Genomic DNA, 18382 nt, shown 5'->3' with positions numbered 1-18382 from the left:
CGCGCATCGACAAGGGATGGCCCATGAAGCAACTGCTCATGCTGTCGTTGCTTGGCCTGGCGGTGCTGGCAGGCTGCAAGCGCGAAGGCGAGCCGGCGGCGCCGGCAACCACGACCACCACGACTGCGCCAGCCACGCCGGCCACGGCTGCCGACGTGCCTGTGGCGGTCGAACTCAAGGACGTATCGGAGTCGACGCCGGACTACATCATCGGCATCAGTTACCAGGTCCCGGCCGGGCAGCACCCGGCGCTTGCGGCCGAACTGAAGAAGTTCGCCGATGCCGCGCGTGCCGACCTGATCGAGGCGGCGAAGTCCCGCAGCCAGCCGGGCGGTGCGACCAGCGCACCCTACGACCTCTCGCTCAGTTTCACCGAGCTGATGAACACCCCCAGCGTGGTCGCGGTCGCTGCCGACGGCAGCAGCTACACCGGCGGCGCCCACGGTGCGCCGCTGATCGCGCGTTTCGTCTGGCTGCCGCAGCAGCAGCGCCTGCTCACCGCGCGCGAACTGGTGCGCGACGACAAGGGCTGGGCGGCGATTTCCGGTTACGTCCGCGAGCAGCTGCATTCGGCGCTGTCGCAGCGCGTCGACGCTGATGACCTGCCGGCCGAGGAGCGTGCCGAGGTGGTCAAGAACGCCTCGCGCATGATCGACGACGGCACCGAGCCGGCGCCCACCGACTTCGCCCTGTTCGAGCCGATGGCCGCGCCCGACGGCAAGCTGGGCGGCCTGCGCTTCGTGTTCGCGCCGTACCAGGTGGGCCCGTATTCCGATGGCACCCAGACGGTGGAAGTGCCCGCCGACGTGCTGCTGCCGTTCGTGGCCCCCGAGTACCGGACGCTGTTTAGCGGGGGCTGATGCCGCCTTGGCGGCAGCACTGCAGAGGTTAATGCCGCCTTGGCGGCAGCACGGCAGAGGTTAATGCCGCCTTGGCGGCAGCACGACGGAAGTTGATGCCGTCTTTCGCGGCATCGCGATAGGATCGGGATGCCCGCCAGGTGCGCGGGGGCCAGGCCCGAGGGGGGCCAGACGCATAGCCGAGGTCGCCATGTCCGCATTGCGCAGTCGGGTAGAGCAGTTGCTGTCGCTGGCCGACGTCCGGGTCGGCGGCAATCGTCCGTGGGACGTCCAGATCGAGGACGACCGCTTTTTCGCCCGCGTCCTGGTCGAGGGTTCGCTCGGGCTGGGTGAGTCCTACATGGACGGCTGGTGGCGGGCGGCGTCGCTGGATGGCTTCCTGTACAAGGTCATCAGTGCCGACCTCGACCGCCGTGTGCGCGGCTGGAAGGCGTGGGCCGACGGCGTGAAGGCCTATCTGACCAACCTGCAGAGCCGACGCCGCAGCTTCGTCGTCGGCGAACGCCATTACGACCTGGGCAACGACCTGTATCGCGCCATGCTCGGCCGGCACATGGTCTACAGCTGTGCCTACTGGCGCGACCGCGACGGTGCGCGCCTGCACGACCTGGACGCGGCGCAGGAGGCGAAGCTCGACCTGGTCTGCCGCAAGCTCAACCTCAAGCCCGGCATGCGCGTGCTCGACATCGGCTGCGGCTGGGGCGAGGCGCTGAAGTTCGCCGCCGAGCGCTACGGCATCAGCGGCGTCGGCATCACCGTGTCGCGGGAGCAGGCTGCCTATGCACGCGAGTTGTGCGCCGGGCTGCCGATCGAGATCCGGCTGCAGGACTACCGCGAAGTGGGGGCAGGCGAGGGCGACGAGCGATTCGATGCGATCCTCTCGATCGGCATGTTCGAGCACGTCGGGGTCAAGAACTACCGGACCTACTTCGAAGTGGCACGGCGTTCGCTGGCCGAAGACGGGTTGTTCCTGCTGCATACGATCGGCACCAACGTTTCGGTGCGTGTCACCGACCCCTGGATCGCGCGTTACATCTTCCCCAACTCGATGCTGCCTTCGGCCGCGCAGATCTCGACCAGCTGCGAAGGCCTGTTCGTGATGGAGGACTGGCACAACTTCGGTGCCGACTACGAGCTGACCCTGCAGGCGTGGCTCGACAACGTCGAGCGTGCCTGGGGGCAATTGCCGGCCCACTACGACGAGCGCTTCCAGCGCATGTGGCGGTTCTATCTGTCGGCCTCGATGGCCAGCTTCCGCAGCCGCCACACGCAGCTTTGGCAACTGGTGCTGTCGCCCAGGGGCGTGCCGGGCGGCTACATCGCTCCACGCTGACGGCCGGATACTCCCGACGCTCCACACCTTGCCGCCCGGCGGCAGGGGCCGCTGCAGCAATTGCTGCCCGGCGGCCCACACAACAACCCCTCGTCCCTTGCAAGCTGCAGTGCACATCGCATCGCCGCCGGCTTTGCCCCACTATGTGCGTCCATTTCGCCAGCTCGACAGAGGGTTCTATGCAGACTTGGTTCCGGCGCAAGGACATCGACCGGGTCACGGTCCACGAGGAAGGGCGCCGCCTGGTGCCAACCCTGAGCTGGCCGCACCTGATCGCGCTGGGCATCGGCGCCATCGTCGGCACCGGCATCTACACCCTGATCGGCGTCGGCGCCAATCTCGCCGGACCCGCGGTGCTGCTGTCGTTCCTCGTCGCAGGCATCGTCTGCGCCTGCGCGGCCCTGGCCTACGCCGAAATGGCGACCATGATGCCGGCCGCCGGCAGCGCCTATACCTACAGCTACATCGTGCTGGGCGAGGCGATTGCCTGGGTGGTGGGCTGGAGCCTGATCCTGGAGTACTCGCTGGTGGTGAGCACGGTCGCGGTCGGCTGGTCCGGCTACGCCGTGGGCTTCCTCAAGGGACTCGGGGTGGACCTGCCGTTGTGGTTGACCGCTGGCCCGCACGCGGGCGGCCTGATCAACCTGCCCGCGGTAGGCATCGTCTTCGTCGTGGCCGGCCTGCTGATGGCGGGCACGCGCGAGAGCGCCACGCTCAATGCGGTCCTGGTGGTGCTGAAGATCATCGCGCTTGGCATCTTCGTCGCCATCGCCCTGCCGCATTTCGATGTCGCCAACACCCAGCCCTTCATGCCGTACGGCTTCGCCAAGTCGATGGGCGCGGACGGAGTGGAGCGCGGCGTGATGGCCGCGGCGGCGATCATCTTCTTCGCCTTCTACGGGTTCGATGCGATCTCCACGGCGGCCGAGGAAACCAAGAATCCCGGCCGCGACCTGTCGATCGGCATCGTCGGTTCGATGGTCGGTTGCACTCTGATCTACATGGTCGTGGCCCTGGCCGCCGTCGGCGCGCTGAGCTACACCGTGTTCGGCAACAGCCCCGAGCCGCTGGCGCTGATCCTGCGCGAACTGGGGCAGGGCAAGGCGGCCACGGTCATTGCCGCCGCCGCCGTGATCGCATTGCCGACGGTGCTGCTGGCATTCCTGTACGGCCAGAGCCGCATCTTCTTCGTGATGTCGCGCGACGGCCTGTTGCCGCGTGGCCTGTCGAAGGTCAGCCCGCGCACTGGCACGCCGATCGCCACCACGCTGTTCACCGCGACCCTGGTGGCGGCGCTGGCCGGCGTGGCGCGACTGGACGAGATCGCCGCGCTGGCCAACGCCGGCACGCTGGCAGCGTTCATCGCGGTTGCGGTGTGCCTGCTGGTGCTGCGCAAGCGCGACCCGGAGCGCAAGCGCCTGTTCCGCACGCCGCTGGCATGGGTGGTCGGACCGATCGCGATCTTCGGCTGCCTGTACCTGTTCTGGAGCCTGCCGCATCGCACGCAGCTGTGGTTCCTGGTGTGGAACGTGATTGGCGTGGTTGCCTATCTGATCTACGGCCGCAAGCACAGCCTGCTGGCTGTCGGCAAGGAAGCCTGATCCACCCGGATGCGACGGGCGTTGCAACGCCCGTCGCGTCAGATCTGCCTCGAAATGTCAGCTCATTGCCGCCGACAGCACCGCGCCGGCATCGGCTTCGAGCTTTAGCCCGGCCAGTTCGTCGGCACGCGTCCTTCCGCGATTGACGATCGCAATCGGCATCCCGGCCTCGTGCGCGCTGCGCACGAAGCGGAAGCCCGAATAGACCATTAAAGACGAACCCACCACCAGCACCGCATCGGATGCCTGCAGCGCCTCCTGCGCCTGCAGGTAGCGCGGACGCGGCACGTTCTCGCCGAAGAACACCACGTCGGGCTTGAGCATCCCCCCGCAGCGCGCACAAGGCGGCACGCGGAACGCGCTGAAGTCGTGGCCGTCGAGATCGGCATCTCCATCCGGTGCGGTCCCGGCGTCGAGACCGAGCCAATCGGGATTCAGTGCGGCCAGTCGCTCCTGCATCGCCGCGCGCGGCTGGCGATCGCCGCAGGCCAGGCAGACCACGTCGTCGAGCCGCCCATGCAGATCGATGACGTCGCGGCTGCCGGCGCGCTGATGCAGGCCGTCGACATTCTGGGTGAGCAGGGTCGTCAGTCGCCCTTGCTGCTCCCAACCCGCGAGCGCGAGATGGGCGGCATTGGGCCGGGCCTGCGCGATGCGCGGCCAGCCGATGAAACTACGCGCCCAGTAGCGGGCGTTGACCAGCGGCTCGGCCGTGAACGCCTGGTAGGTGACCGGTGGCGTGCGTTTCCACTGGCCGTCGCCATCGCGGTAGTCGGGGATGCCCGAATCGGTGCTGCAACCGGCGCCGGTGAGCACGAACACACGCTGGTGCGGACGCAGCCATTCACGCAGGCGGTCGGCGGCCTCATGGGGCGCAGGGGAGAGGTTATTGGGTGCTGCGGACATGCCCCCATCTTCTCATTCACCGCGTTGTTCACCTCGTTTTCTGGCCTGCCAACCTGAACGTCGTCTCATGGATTGAGACGGCCCTGCGACAGGATTCCGTCATGCCCCTGGATGCCTTCCACCCCGCCGTTGCCTCCTGGTTCGCCAAGGCATTTCCTGCGCCGACCCCGGCGCAGGTGCAGGCGTGGCCGGCGATCCGCAGCGGGCGCAACACCCTGGTCGCCGCGCCGACCGGTTCAGGCAAGACGCTGACCGCATTCATGACCGCGATCGACGGCCTGATCCGTCAGGGCCTGGCGAACGCAGACGGCGCCGGGCTGTTCGGCAACGAGCCGGCCGCCGCATTGCCGGACGAAACGGTGGTCGTCTACATCTCGCCACTGAAGGCGCTGTCGAACGACATCCGCATCAACCTGGAGGCGCCGCTCGCCGGCATCCGAGCCGAGCTGGAGGCGATGGGCCTGCCCGACGTCGAGATCCGCACCGCGGTTCGAACCGGCGACACCCCGCAGGCCGAGCGCGCGCTGACACGGCGCAAGCCGCCGCACATCCTGGTCACCACGCCCGAGTCGCTGTACGTGCTGCTGGGATCCGAATCCGGCCGCGCGATGCTGTCGACCGTCCGCAGTGTGATCGTCGATGAAATCCACGCCGTGGCCGCGAGCAAGCGTGGCAGCCACCTGGCGCTGTCGCTGGAGCGATTGGAGGCCTTGGCCGGGCGCAATCTCACCCGCATCGGACTGTCTGCGACGCAGAAGCCGATCGAGGCAGTCGCACGATTCCTCGTCGGCGGGGAAGGGGACGAGGTCGACTGCAAGATCGTCGATATCGGCTACACCCGCGAACGCGACCTCGCCCTCGAGTTGCCGCCGACTCCGCTCAGCGCGGTGATGTCGACCGATCAGTGGGACCAGGTCTACGTGCGCCTGGCCGACCTGGTCGAGCAGCACCGCACCACGCTGGTGTTCGTCAACACGCGGCGCATGGCCGAGCGCGCGGCGCGTCACCTCGGCGAGCGCCTGGGCAAGGATGCGGTCGCCGCGCACCACGGCAGCCTGGCCAAGGAACTGCGCCTGGATGCCGAGCAGAAGCTCAAGCGCGGCGAACTGCGCGTGCTGGTGGCGACGGCATCGCTGGAGCTGGGCATCGACATCGGCGATGTCGACCTGGTCTGCCAGCTGGGTTCGCCTCGATCCATTGCCGCATTCCTGCAGCGCGTCGGCCGCTCCGGTCACCATGTTGGTGGCGTGCCCAAGGGCCGGTTGTTCCCGCAGACGCGCGATGAACTGGTCGAATGCGCGGCGCTACTGGACTCGGTGCGTCGTGGCGAGCTGGACGCGCTCGTCATGCCCGACGCGCCGCTCGACGTGCTTGCCCAGCAGATAGTGGCCGAGGTGTCCTGCCGGGAATGGGACGAGGACGCGCTGTACGACTGGGCGCGTCGCGCCACGCCGTATGCGCAGCTGTCGCGCGAGGATTTCGACGCGGTGGTGCGCATGCTCGCCGAGGGCTTCACCACCCGCCGCGGCATCCGTGCCGGCTACCTGCACCGCGATGCCGTCAACCGCAAGCTGCGTGGCCGCAAGGGCGGGCGCATGACCGCGCTGATGTCCGGCGGCACCATTCCCGACACCGCCGACTACGCGGTGGTGGTGGAACCGGAGTCGTTGTTCATCGGCAGCGTCAACGAAGACTTCGCCATCGAGAGCATGGCCGGCGACATCTTCCAGCTCGGCAATGCCAGTTACCGCATCCTGCGCGTGGAGCCGGGCAAGGTTCGCGTCGAGGATGCGCAGGGTGCGCCACCGAGCATTCCGTTCTGGCTCGGCGAGGCGCCCGGTCGCAGCGACGAATTGTCGTTCGCGGTGTCGCGCCTGCGCGAGGAAGTGGCGTCGCGGCTCGACGCAAGCCTGCCGGCCGATGGCCAAGCAGCGACGCCAGCACAGGCGACCAGTGAAGCCTGGCTTCGCGACGAACTCGGCCTGCCCGCGGCGGCCGCGCAACAGGTCAGCGAGTACCTCGCCAGCACCCATGCCGCGCTGGGCGCGATGCCCAGCCAGCACACGCTGGTGCTGGAACGCTTCTTCGACGAAAGCGGCGGCACCCAGCTTGTCATTCATACCCCCTACGGCAGTCGCATCAACCGCGCCTGGGGCCTGGCCCTGCGCAAGCGCTTCTGCCGACAGTTCAACTTCGAACTGCAGGCGGCGGCGACCGAGGACGCGATCGTGCTGTCGCTGTCGACCAGCCACAGCTTCCCGCTGGAGGAGGTCTCGCGCTATCTGCATTCCTCGTCTGCCGAGCACGTGCTGATCCAGGCCCTGCTCGACGCGCCGATGTTCGGCGTGCGCTGGCGCTGGGCCGCCACGACCGCGCTTGCGCTGCCGCGCTTCGTCGGTGGCAAGAAGGTGCCGCCGCAGTTGCAGCGGATGAAGTCCGAGGACCTGCTGGCGACCGTGTTCCCCGACCAGGTCGCCTGCGCCGAGAACCTCGTCGGCGAGCGCGAGGTGCCCGACCATCCGCTGGTCGCGCAGACCCTGCATGACTGCCTGCACGAAGCGATGGATGTCGAAGGCTGGCTGCGCCTGCTGCGGGCGATGGAGGCGGGCGAGGTCAGGATCGTCGCGCGCGACCTGAGCGCGCCGTCGCCATTCGCGGCCGAAGTGCTCAACGCGCGGCCGTATTCCTTCCTCGACGACGCTCCGCTGGAAGAACGCCGCACCGAGGCCGTGCAGACCCGGCGCTATGCCGATGCGCAGAGCGCCGACGATCTCGGCCGCCTCGACGCATCCGCGATCGAGGCGGTGCGCGAAGAGGCATGGCCGCAGGTGCGCAGCGTCGACGAGATGCACGAGGCGTTGATGGGCCTGGGCGCGGTGACCGCGCGCGAAGTGCGCGAGAACGGCTGGGCCGACTGGCTCGCGCGACTGGCGAAGGACCACCGCGCCACGGCGCTGCACGATCCGTCGGGTCGCGGGGGCATTGCCCTGAGCTCGGGAGTCGCCGTGCTCAGCGGCGATGGCAGCGACCTGTGGTGCGCCGCCGAACGACTGCCGCAGCTGCTGACGATCCACCCGCAAGCGGTGCTGAAACCCGCCATCGAGGCGCCGGCCGAATTCGCGCAACAGCCGTGGACGCGCGAAGAGGCCCTGGTCGAACTGCTGCGTTCGCGCCTGACCGGACTCGGACCGACGCCGATACAAGTGCTCGCCGATGACCTCTCGCTGCCGCGTGCCGACGTCGAACAGACCCTGCTGAGACTGCAGAGCGAGGGCTACGTGATGCAGGGGCGCTTCACCCCCGGCATCGACGTCGACGAATGGTGCGAACGGCATTTGCTGGCGCGCATCCACCGTTACACCCTGCGACGCCTGCGTCGCGAGATCGAACCGCTGGCACCGCGCGACTTCATGCGCTTCGCCTTCGACTGGCAGCGCGTCACTCCCTCTGCCCGCGTCCAGGGTCCGGAGGCGCTGGTCGGCGTGCTGTCGCAACTGGAAGGCTACGAAGCGCCAGCCGCGGCGTGGGAAACCGAACTGCTGCCGGCACGCGTCAGCGACTACTCGATCGCCTGGCTCGACGACCTGTGCACGTCGGGTCGGACGCTGTGGACGCGCCTGCGCGCTGGCAGCAACGAGGCCAATGCCGCGCGAGGCAGCACACCGGTCCGCAGCACGCCCATCATCCTGCTGCCGCGTCGCGACGCGGCGACTTGGACACGGCTGGCACCTCCGGCTGCCGCCGACGACGCCATGTCCACGCGCGCGCAGCGTGTCCTCGACTACCTGGCCGAGCACGGTGCCTCGTTCTTCGACGAACTCGTCTCCGGTGCGCACCTGCTGCGTACGGAACTGGAAGACGCTCTGGCCGAACTGGTCGCGCGCGGACGCATTCATTGCGACAGCTACGCGGGCCTGCGCGCGCTGCTGGTGCCGGCGTCCAAGCGGCCCGGCGCGCAGACCGGGCGTCGCCGGCGCGCGGCGTTGTTCGGCATCGAGGATGCCGGCCGCTGGGCGTTGATCAGGCGACCTCCCGGTAGCGACAAGCGCGATCCGGAAGACGTGGAGCACATTGCCCGCGTCCTGCTGCGGCGCCACGGCGTGGTGTGCTGGCGCATGCTCGAGCGCGAAGCGACCTGGTTGCCGCCGTGGCGCGAGCTGGTGCGGGTTTACCACCGCCTGGAGGCACGCGGCGAGATCCGCGGCGGCCGCTTCATCGCCGGGCTGTCGGGCGAGCAGTTCGCGCTGCCCGAGGCGATCGGACTGATGCGCCAGGTGCGGCAACGGCCTCACGATGGCGCGCTGGTGTGCGTGTCGGCGGTCGACCCGCTGAACCTGCTCGGCACCGTGCTCACCGGAACCAAGGTGCCGCGCCTGGCCGGTTCACGCATCGCATTCCGCGACGGAATCGCGGTGGCGACCCTGGTATCCGGAGAAGTCGAGATGCTGGCGGAGCTCGAGCCCGATGATGCACGCGCGGTGCGCAAGGCATTGCTGCGCGAGCCGGATTCGACGTTCGCTCCCGTGCAGGTCGCCCCTTCACACCATTGAAGCGGCCAGGCGGTCTGGCGTGTCCCATAACGGTCAAAGCTTCGCAACCTGTGGCGGTCACCATCGCGCCACCGGCTGCACGGGGGAGCCGGTTCTCCGAACCGCACAAGGACCGTCACATGCCCGCACTGCGCCCCTCCGTTACGCATTTCCTCGCGCTCGCCGGATTGCTCCTGCTCGGCACCGCCTGCGCCACCGCGGTTGCCAAGGACGCCGCCGCATCCGATGCTCGCCCCGTGAGCGCCACAGACCGCAACCACCGACCTGACCATCAAGGCCTGATCGTTATCGGCCACCGCGGCGCCAGCGGCTATCGCCCCGAACACACGCTGGAGTCCTACCGCCTGGCGATCCGCCAGGGTGCCGACTTCATCGAACCGGACCTGGTCGCGACCCGCGACGGCGTGCTGGTCGCGCGCCACGAGAACGAGATCTCCGGTACCACCGACGTCGCTACCCACCCGGAGTTCGCCGGAAGACGCACCACGAAGGTCATCGACGGCATTTCGATGACCGGCTGGTTCACCGAAGACTTCACCCTCGCCGAGTTGAAGACGCTGCGGGCGAAGGAGCGCATCCCGGCGATCCGCCCGGCCAACACCCGTTTCGACGGCATGTACACGATCCCGACCCTGGCCGAAGTGATCGCGCTGGTGAAGCGCGAGAGCCGCAACGGCCGCAAGGTCGGCATCTATCCCGAGACCAAGCACCCGACCTACTTCGCCCGCGAGGGCAGGCGTCTGGACGGCCGTCCCATCGCCATCTCGCTGGGGGCCAAGCTGGTCGAGACGCTGGTGGCGGAAGGGTTCACCGACCCGAAACGCATCTACGTGCAGAGCTTCGAGTTCGGCAATCTGATCGAGCTGAAGAAGAAGCTGATGCCTGCCGCCGGCATCGACCTGCCGCTGGTGCAGCTGTACGAAGACCTCAACGAGGCGCGCCCCTACGACCTGGTCTACAACGCCAGCCACGGCAGCGACATGCAGGCCCTCTATGGCGGGCTGACCGGTCAGGTCGAAGGTGGCCTGACCGCGACAACGCGCTACGGCGCACTGGCTACCGAGCCGGTGCTGCAGTGGATGAAGGCCAACTACGCCAGCGGCGTCGGCCCATGGAAAGGCAATCTGCTGCCGCGCCTGCCGCTCGCACCGCCGATCGACGCCAACGGCGACGGCAAGGCCGAACTGGCCGGGCAGGGCACCGCCCTGGTCCACCCGATGCTGGCCTGGGCCCTGAAGGCAGGATTGCAGGTCCACCCGTACACGCTGCGCGCCGAGGAAACGTTCCTCGCACAGACGCCAGGCGGCGTCACGCAGTCGGTGGTCGCCGAGGCGATGCAGCTCTACGGCCTCGGCGCACAGGGCTTCTTCATCGACCAGCCCGACCAGGGCGTGCTGGCGCGCGAGATGTTCCTCGAACTCAGCCGCGTCGAACCGTAAGCCTTTTGTCTGTAGACCTTTCGTCTGCGGAGTGGCGTCGTCCGCCGGGCCGGGGCAAACCGTCATCCCCGCGAAGGCGGGGACCCAGCGAAGTTGCTCCGGCCTGGCTTTGGACTACCTCATCCTTTCGCGGGCGTCCGGGACCCAGATCACCGAGCAGACGTGCGAATGAGCGAGGGCACGGACACCGTCCAGGGCCGGCACAGCGCGAGTCCGACCGTCGCAACTGCATCACGCGGGCACTGCGCTCTCGCCACCAGTTGAAGTCAATAGAACAGTAGGAGCTTCCGGAAGGAGGGGGGTGGGGTGTATTTCGCGAACAGTAAACGGAGCGAAGCGGAGGTTCGCGGAATACACCCCACCTCCTCCCCCAACGACGGCACGCACAAAACACAGGCGAAAAAAAACCGCCCGGGACCCCGGGCGGTTTCTTCGAATCATCGCAAGGAGCGACTTACTTCTTGGCAGCCTTGCCGGTCGCCTCGGAACCCGAGGTCGCGGTCAGGCCACGCTTCTCCAGCAGCGGCTCGATCTTCGGATCGTGGCCGGCGAAGTTGCGGAACAGCTGCAGCGCATCGACGCTGCCGCCCTGCGACAGCAGCGACTGGCGGAAATGGTCGCCGTTCTTGCGGGTCAGGCCACCGTTCTCCTTGAACCACTCCACCGAGTTGGCGTCCAGCACTTCCGACCAGATGTAAGCGTAGTAACCGGCCGCATAGCCACCCATGATGTGGCTGAAGTACGGCGTGCGGTAACGCGGCGGCACGGCGTAGAAGTTGACGCCATCCTTCTTCAGCGCCGTGGCCTCGAAGCCCATCACGCCGTTGGCGGCCGGCAGCTGCGAAGCGGTTGCCTGGTGCCAGTTCTGGTCGAGCATCGCCGAACCCAGGTACTCGGTCGTGGCGAAGCCCTGGTTGAACTTCGAGCTGGCCAGCACCTTGTCGAGCAGTTCCTTCGGCATCGCCGCGCCGGTCTGGTAGTGCTTGGCGTAGTTGGCGAGGATCGACGGCCAGTCAGCCCACATCTCGTTGACCTGCGACGGGTACTCGACGAAGTCGCGCGGCACGCTGGTGCCGGAGAAGTAGGGGTACTCGACGTTCGAGAACATGCCGTGCAGCGCATGGCCGAACTCGTGGAACGCCGTGGTCACCTCGTCCCAGGTCATCAGCGTCGGCTTGCCATCCGACGGCTTCGGGATGTTGAGGTGGTTGGCCACCACCGGCTTGAAGCCGGTCAGGCCGGACTGGTCGACGTACGAGTTCATCCACGCACCGCCACGCTTGGACGAACGCGCGTACGGATCGAAGATGAAGATCGCCAGCTGCGAGCCGTCTTCGTTGAACACGTCGTACACCCAGGTGTCGGCGTGGTACTTGGGCAGGTCGGTGCGCTGCTTGAACTTCAGGCCGTAGAGCTGGCCGGCGGCGAAGAACACGCCGTTCTCGAGCACGTTCTTCATCTCGAAGTACGGCTTGAGCTGCGATTCGTCGAACGCGTACTTCTCCTGGCGGACCTTCTCGGTATAGAAGGACCAGTCCCACGGCTCGAGCTTGAAGGTCGGCTGGCCCTTGGCCTTCTGTTCCTTGTCGATCATCGCCTGCAGGTCGGCGCCTTCGCGCTCGGCGTTGGCGACCGCGGCCGGAGCGAGCTGGCCGAGCATCTTGTTGACCGCCTCGGGCGACTTGGCGGTCTCGTCGTCGAGCACGTAGGCCGCGTAGTTCGGGTAGCCCATGATCTTGGCGCGTTCGGCACGCAGCTTGGTGACCTGGGAGACGATGGCGGTGTTGTCGTACGCGTTGCCGCGGCTGCCGCGGGCGACCGAGGCCTTGTGCAGGCGCTCGCGCAGCGCGCGGTTGGTCAGCGAGGCCTCCGGCGGCTGGCCGGTGGTGTTGAGCAGCGCGATGACGTACTTGCCGTCGAGCTTGCGTGCCTTGGCTGCTTCGGCGGCCGAGGCGATCTGCTCGTCGGTCAGGCCGTCGAGCTCTTCCTTGGTATCGACGACGATCGCCGAATCGTTCACTTCGGCCAGCACGTTCTGGCTGAACTTGGTGCCCAGTGCGGCCAGCTCGGAGTTGATCGCCTTGGTGCGGGTCTTGTCGGCTTCCGACAGGTTGGCGCCGGAGCGGACGAAGTCGGTGTAGTAGCGCTCGACCAGGCGCACGCCCTGGGCGTCGAGGCCGAGGCTGTCTCGGGTGTCGTACAGCGCCTTCACGCGCGCAAACAACTTGGCGTTGAGGTTGATTGCGTCACGGTGCGCGGAGAACTTCGGCGCGTAGGTCGCCTGCAGCTTCTCGCGGGTCGGGTTGGTGTCGGTGCCGACCAGGTTGAAGAACACCGTGGTGGCGCGGCCAAGGGTGCGGCCCGACTTTTCCATCGCGATGATGGTGTTGTCGAAGGTCGGCTTCGCCGAGTTGTTGGCGATCGCGTCGATCTCCTTCAACTGCTCGGCCATGCCGGCGTCGAAGGCGGGCGCGAAGTCGGCGTCCTTGATCTTGTCGAACTGCGGATAGTGGAGCGGCAGCGTGCTGTCGCTGAAGAACGGGTTCACGCTGTTGGGCTGCTGGGCTTGCGCACTCACGGACGTGTCTGCCTTGGGGGTCTTGGCATAGGTGGGGGCGGTTGCGCTCAATGCCACGGCCAGGGCCAGCGCGAGAGGGTGCTTCATTGGACTGAAACCTCGTCAAAGGGAGCCCGCAGCCTACCCGATGGGGGGCGCCGGGACCCCTGACGAAAGGCATGGGCGGACAAACGGCCTGTGCAGGCACAGGCTGGCTACACTTCGGGCAAGGGGGCTGGGCCGGTCGAGCCATGTCCGGGCCGCCCCGAGCCTTCCGGGCCGTGGTGCGACAGCTTCCAGGCTGGTGCCGGGTCAATGGAGGGCGCCCACCCGCCAGCACAGGGATACCGCATGACCCCCAATACGCGCGCCGCCTTCACCCGTTGCCTGGTCCTCGGCATCGGCCTGCTTGGCCTCAGTGCCACCGCGCTCGCCGCCGAGACCGTGCGTTACGTCGCCCTGGTCGATGGCGGCAAGCAGGCCGGCCAACAGCTGGTAACCCGGGGTGACGACGGCAAGACCACTGTCGAGTTCATCTTCAAGGACAACGGCCGCGGGCCGGAGCTGAAGGAAGAGTTCACCCTCGCCGCGGACGGCACCTACCAGACCTACCGCTCGCAGGGCGCCACGACCTTCGGCGCCAAGGTCGATGAGACCTTCAGCCGCAACGGCGACCAGGCGCAGTGGAAGACGACCTCCGACGACGGTCGCCAGGCGGTCTCCGGCACGGCGCTGTACTCGGCGCTGGGCGGCACGCCGGAAAGCTTTTCCGTGGCCATCAATGCCTTGTCCAAGCGCAGCGACGGCAAGCTGCCGCTGATCCCCAACGGCACGTTGACCTCGCGCAAGGTCGCGACGGCCCGGGTCGAGTGCGGCAAGTCGCCGCGTGACGTCGAGCTGTACGCGGTCACCGGCGTCGGCCTCACCCCGACGTTTGCCCTGGGCCACCACCGGCGCCAACCCGCGCCTGTTCGCCTACATCTACCCCGGTTACCTGCAGCTGGTCGAAGACGGTTGCCAGGCCGACGCCAATGCCCTTGAAGCGCGCCAGAAGCAGGCCGAAAGCCAGGTCCTGGTCGACCTGGCCAAGCGCCTGGGCCATCCGCTCGGCGGCACCACGCTGATCACCAATGCGCGCGTTTTCGACAGCGAGAACGCGAAGCTTGGACCGTCCAGCGACGTGCTGATCAAGGACGGCCGCATCGTCTCGATCACGGCGGCAGGGAAGGGCAAGGCCAAGGCCGACAACCTGATCGACGCCGGCGGCAAGGTCCTGCTGCCCGGCCTGTTCGACATGCACGGCCATGTCGGTCGCTGGGACGGCGGACTCAACCTCGCCACCGGCGTGACCACCGTGCGCGACATGGGCAACGACAACGCCACGCTGCAGCAGATGCTGGGCGAGATAAAGAACGGCACGCTGATGTCGCCCGACGTGGTCCCGGCCGGTTTCATCGAAGGCGAGAGCAACTTCTCTGCGCGCAATGGATTCGTCGTCAAGGATCTCGACAGCGCGAAGAAGGCGGTCGACTGGTACGCCGAGCACGGTTACCCGCAGATCAAGATCTACAACTCCTTCCCGAAGGACGTGCTCAAGGACACCGTGGCCTACGCCCATTCCAAGGGCATGCGGGTGAGCGGCCACGTGCCGGCGTTCCTGCGCGCGCAGGACGTGGTCGACGACGGTTTCGACGAGATCCAGCACATCAACCAGCTGATGCTGAACTTCTTCGTCGACGAGAAGACCGACACGCGCACGCTGGCGCGCTTCTACCTGGTGGCCGACAAGACCGACGGCCTGGACTTGGACAGCAAGCCGGTGCAGGACTTCATCCACACGCTGGCGTCGAAGAAGGTCGTGATCGACCCGACCCTGGCCACCTTCGAGTTCCTGCACCAGCGCGATGGCGAGATGTCGCCGATCGTGGCCGAGGTCGCCGACCACCTGCCGCCGGACATCCAGCGCGGCCGCCGCGTCGCCGAGATGAACATCCCCGACGACGCCACGGCCGAACGCTACAACCGCTCCTACGCCAAGATGGTCGAATTCGTCGGACGGGCCTACAAGGCCGGCGTGCCGATGGTGGCCGGTACCGACGAGATGGTCGGTTTCACCCTGCAGCGCGAGCTTGAGCTGTACGTGCAGGCCGGCCTGACCCCGTCCCAGGCCCTGCAGGTGGCGACCTGGAACGGCGCCAAGTACAGCCGCACGCTGGCCGAGCGGGGCTCGGTCACGCCAGGCAAGCGGTCCGATATTGTGCTGATCGACGGCGATCCGACGGCCAACATCGCCGATATCCGCAATGTGGCGCTGGTGATCAAGGGTGGCACGGCGTATTACCCGGCCGAGATCCACGAGGCGCTGGGCATCAAGCCGTTCGTGCCGGCGGTGAAGGTCAGCGCAGCACGCTGATTCCTGGCCCCCTCTGGCGCCCATGGCGCCAGAGGGCAGGGCGTACGCAAAGGTACGGCCCTTTAACAGTCTGGTAACATTCCGCCCGTCATGTCAGCCGCCGTGGCGCGGGACGGGTCCGCGTCTAGGTCGTCAGGGGACGGCCTGAAGTCACGTATCGCCGCATTGCGCATGTCGGAGACGGACATGTCGGTGCGTCGGCCTTCGAATCCTTGGTGTCCCATCCTTGACGCCACCCATCGAGACCGCTCAATGCCTTCCATGCCGCTTGCACGCAAGCTTCCCCGTCACGCCCTGACCGTTGCCATCGCCCTGATGCTGCCGGCCCAGGTCGCTTTCGCGCAGGATGCGCAGACCCCGGTCGAGACTGCCCCGGCCCAGACCCAGGCCACGAACGGCAAGTCCACGACGCTGGAGACCATCGAGGTCACCGCGCAGCGCAAGGTCGAAAACCTGCAGGACGTGCCGGTCTCGGTCACCACGCTCAACGCCGAGCAGCTCGACGTGCTCGGTTCGGGCGGCAACGACGTGCGCTTCCTGTCCGGTCGCGTGCCCAGCCTCAACATCGAATCCTCGTTCGGTCGTGCCTTCCCGCGCTTCTATATCCGCGGCTACGGCAACACCGACTTCCGCCTCAACGCGTCGCAGCCGGTGTCGCTGGTCTATGACGAAGTCGTCCAGGAAAACCCGATCCTCAAGGGCTTCCCGGTGTTCGACCTGGATCGCGTCGAAGTGCTGCGCGGCCCGCAGGGCTCGCTGTTCGGCCGCAACACCCCGGCCGGCGTGGTCAAGTTCGAGTCGGTGCGCCCGTCGCAGGACTTCGGCGGCTACGGCAAGGTCGGCGTCGGCAGCGACAACATGTTCAACTTCGAGGGCGCCGTCGGCGGCGGCCTGACCGAGAACTGGTCGGCTCGCGCCTCGGCCCTGTTCCAGCGCCGCGACGACTGGGTGACCAACACCTACCCGGGCCCGAACGACGGCTTCGAAGGCTACGACGAGTCGGCCGGCCGCGTGCAGTTCCTGTACGAAGGCGAGTCGTTCGAGGCGCTGCTCAACGCGCACGCGCGCCACCTCAACGGCACCGCGCGTCTGTTCCGCGCCAACATCATCAAGCCCGGCACCAATGACCTGGTCGACGGCTTCGATGAGGACAAGGTGTCGCTGGACGGCCTGAACCACTCCGAGCTCGACAGCCAGGGCGCCAGCGCGCGTCTGACCTGGGACATCGGCGACTACATCCTGCACTCGATCACCGGCTACGAGTCGGTCGAGACCTACAGCCGCGGCGACATCGACGGCGGCTTCGGCGCGGTGTTCCTGCCGGTGTCCGGCCCGGGCATCATCCCGTTCGCGTCGGAAACGGCCGACGGCATCCCCGAGCATTCGCAGTGGACGCAGGAGTTCCGCATCGAGTCGGACTTCGACAGCGCGTGGAACTGGCAGGCCGGCCTGTTCTACTTCAATGAAGACTACGACGTCGAAAGCTTCAGCTACGACTCGCTGGCCGGCGGCATCCAGGACGGCTACGAGCGCGTCAACCAGACCAACGACTCGTGGGCGGTGTTCGCCGCGACGACCTGGGACGTCAACGACGCCTTCCAGCTGCGTGCCGGCGTGCGTTACACCTGGGACGACAAGGACCTGGACGTCAAGGAATACTGGCAGACCGGCTTCGCGCCGTGCGTCCTCGCCCAGAAGTGCACCATCCAGCAGCTGGCGGCGATGGAACCCGACGGCGACCTGCTTGAGTCGACGGAAGACAAGAAGTTCAGCTGGGACCTGTCGGCCACGTACGAGATCAACGACGACGTGAACCTGTACGGTCGCGCGGCCACCGGCTACCGCGGCAGCAGCATCCAGGCCGCCGGCGCGTTCAACGGCATGTCGATCGCCGGTCCCGAGACCTCGACCTCCTTTGAGGCGGGCATCAAGGCCGACCTGTGGGACAAGCGCGCGCGCATCAACGCCGGCGTCTTCTACTACGAGGTCAAGGACCAGCAGCTCACCGCGGTGGGCGGCGAGACCGGTAACGCCAACATCCTGCTCAATGCCGACAAGTCGACCGGCCAGGGCTTCGAGATGGACTTCCAGGCGTACCTGATGGACGACCTGCTGCTGACCCTGGGCAGCAGCTACAACGACACCGAGATCAAGGATCCCGATCTCACCGTCGCACCGTGCGCGGCGTGCACCGTGACCGACCCGCTGATCAACGGCGCGGCCCTGATCGACGGCAACGTCCTGCCGCAGGCGCCGAAGTGGAACCACAACCTGACCCTGCGCTGGGGCATCCCGATGGACAACGGCGGCGAGTTCTACGCCTACACCGACTGGGTCTACCGCAGCGAAGTGAACTTCTTCCTGTACGACTCGGTCGAGTTCACCGGCAAGTCGCTGGTCGAGGGCGGTCTGCGCCTGGGCTACACCTGGGAGTACGGCAAGTACGACGTCGCCCTGTTCGGTCGCAACATCACCGACGAAGTGCAGGTTGTCGGCGGCATCGACTTCAACAACCTGACCGGCTTCATCAATGAGCCGCGCACGGTTGGCGTGGAGTTCAAGGCCGGCTTCTGACGGTCGCTTTATTCGTGTGACACCGACAACGCCGGGCATGTCCCGGCGTTGTCGTTTCTGCCAGCGCGGTCCGGCAGCTGGCGCCATCAGCCGCCGTACGGCGCCGAATGCCAACGTTTTCAGATTCCAGATGTCCGCCGCCGGCGCTA

Annotated in this window: 10 protein-coding genes; 8 read left to right on the top strand and 2 right to left on the bottom strand. The window is 67.3% G+C overall.

Going from position 1 to position 18382, the window contains the following annotated elements:
- The first annotated feature begins 23 nt into the window (after nt 1-23).
- The 3 genes from HIV01_RS06340 to HIV01_RS06330 all read left to right on the top strand — a co-directional run bounded on the left by HIV01_RS06340 (nt 24) and on the right by HIV01_RS06330 (nt 3794).
- Nucleotides 24-860 (top strand): DUF3298 and DUF4163 domain-containing protein, encoded by an 837-nt coding sequence (locus HIV01_RS06340; protein WP_200605479.1) that lies wholly within the window; start codon nt 24-26, stop codon nt 858-860.
- A gap of 190 nt (nt 861-1050) precedes the next feature.
- The gene (gene cfa / locus HIV01_RS06335) at nt 1051-2193 is read left to right on the top strand and encodes a cyclopropane fatty acyl phospholipid synthase (protein ID WP_200605476.1); all 1143 of its coding nucleotides are present in this window, start codon (nt 1051-1053) and stop codon (nt 2191-2193) included.
- A gap of 179 nt (nt 2194-2372) precedes the next feature.
- Complete coding sequence (locus tag HIV01_RS06330; protein WP_200605475.1) at nt 2373-3794, top strand: amino acid permease; 1422 nt, start codon at nt 2373-2375, stop codon at nt 3792-3794.
- A 57-nt stretch (nt 3795-3851) separates the two neighbouring features.
- Here the strand turns inward: HIV01_RS06330 and HIV01_RS06325 are convergent, their stop codons facing one another.
- Nucleotides 3852-4700: an NAD-dependent protein deacetylase gene (locus HIV01_RS06325; RefSeq protein WP_200605473.1), complete on the bottom strand. Its 849-nt coding sequence runs from the start codon at nt 4698-4700 to the stop codon at nt 3852-3854.
- 101 nt (nt 4701-4801) lie between these two features.
- On the opposite strand from HIV01_RS06325, the gene HIV01_RS06320 reads away from it, so the two are divergent.
- Together HIV01_RS06320 and HIV01_RS06315 are read left to right on the top strand one after the other, a co-directional pair.
- The gene (locus HIV01_RS06320; RefSeq protein WP_207527116.1) at nt 4802-9250 is read left to right on the top strand and encodes a DEAD/DEAH box helicase; all 4449 of its coding nucleotides are present in this window, start codon (nt 4802-4804) and stop codon (nt 9248-9250) included.
- A gap of 119 nt (nt 9251-9369) precedes the next feature.
- A complete protein-coding gene (locus HIV01_RS06315) occupies nt 9370-10689 on the top strand; it encodes a glycerophosphodiester phosphodiesterase family protein (RefSeq protein ID WP_200605469.1) in 1320 nt (439 codons plus the stop codon).
- 454 nt (nt 10690-11143) lie between these two features.
- On the opposite strand, the gene HIV01_RS06310 is transcribed toward HIV01_RS06315, so the two are convergent.
- On the bottom strand, nt 11144-13354 hold the full coding sequence (locus HIV01_RS06310; RefSeq protein WP_200605468.1) for a M3 family metallopeptidase: 2211 nt from the start codon (nt 13352-13354) through the stop codon (nt 11144-11146).
- Between the two features lie 243 nt (nt 13355-13597).
- Between HIV01_RS06310 and HIV01_RS06305 the strand changes: the two genes are divergently transcribed.
- The 3 genes from HIV01_RS06305 to HIV01_RS06295 all read left to right on the top strand — a co-directional run bounded on the left by HIV01_RS06305 (nt 13598) and on the right by HIV01_RS06295 (nt 18233).
- On the top strand, nt 13598-14287 hold the full coding sequence (locus HIV01_RS06305; protein WP_207527115.1) for a hypothetical protein: 690 nt from the start codon (nt 13598-13600) through the stop codon (nt 14285-14287).
- On the top strand, nt 14181-15659 hold the full coding sequence (locus tag HIV01_RS06300; RefSeq protein WP_207527114.1) for an amidohydrolase family protein: 1479 nt from the start codon (nt 14181-14183) through the stop codon (nt 15657-15659). Before HIV01_RS06305 ends, HIV01_RS06300 begins: the two co-directional genes overlap by 107 nt.
- 261 nt (nt 15660-15920) lie before the next feature.
- Nucleotides 15921-18233, top strand: coding sequence for a TonB-dependent receptor (locus HIV01_RS06295; protein WP_200605466.1), 2313 nt, complete (start codon nt 15921-15923; stop codon nt 18231-18233).
- Nucleotides 18234-18382 lie beyond the last annotated feature (149 nt).

This window comes from Lysobacter arenosi (assembly GCF_016613475.2).
Taxonomy (GTDB): domain Bacteria; phylum Pseudomonadota; class Gammaproteobacteria; order Xanthomonadales; family Xanthomonadaceae; genus Lysobacter_J; species Lysobacter_J arenosi.
This window is presented reverse-complemented; position numbering and strand designations above follow the sequence as displayed.

Bases quoted from the DNA above. Each gene is read 5' to 3' on its own strand.
- HIV01_RS06340 (WP_200605479.1), top strand. From the start codon at position 24: ATGAAGCAACTGCTCATGCTGTCGTTGCTTGGCCTGGCGGTGCTGGCA.
- cfa (WP_200605476.1), top strand. From the start codon at position 1,051: ATGTCCGCATTGCGCAGTCGGGTAGAGCAGTTGCTGTCGCTGGCCGAC.
- HIV01_RS06330 (WP_200605475.1), top strand. From the start codon at position 2,373: ATGCAGACTTGGTTCCGGCGCAAGGACATCGACCGGGTCACGGTCCAC.
- HIV01_RS06325 (WP_200605473.1), bottom strand. From the start codon at position 4,700: ATGTCCGCAGCACCCAATAACCTCTCCCCTGCGCCCCATGAGGCCGCC.
- HIV01_RS06320 (WP_207527116.1), top strand. From the start codon at position 4,802: ATGCCCCTGGATGCCTTCCACCCCGCCGTTGCCTCCTGGTTCGCCAAG.
- HIV01_RS06315 (WP_200605469.1), top strand. From the start codon at position 9,370: ATGCCCGCACTGCGCCCCTCCGTTACGCATTTCCTCGCGCTCGCCGGA.
- HIV01_RS06310 (WP_200605468.1), bottom strand. From the start codon at position 13,354: ATGAAGCACCCTCTCGCGCTGGCCCTGGCCGTGGCATTGAGCGCAACC.
- HIV01_RS06305 (WP_207527115.1), top strand. From the start codon at position 13,598: ATGACCCCCAATACGCGCGCCGCCTTCACCCGTTGCCTGGTCCTCGGC.
- HIV01_RS06295 (WP_200605466.1), top strand. From the start codon at position 15,921: ATGCCGCTTGCACGCAAGCTTCCCCGTCACGCCCTGACCGTTGCCATC.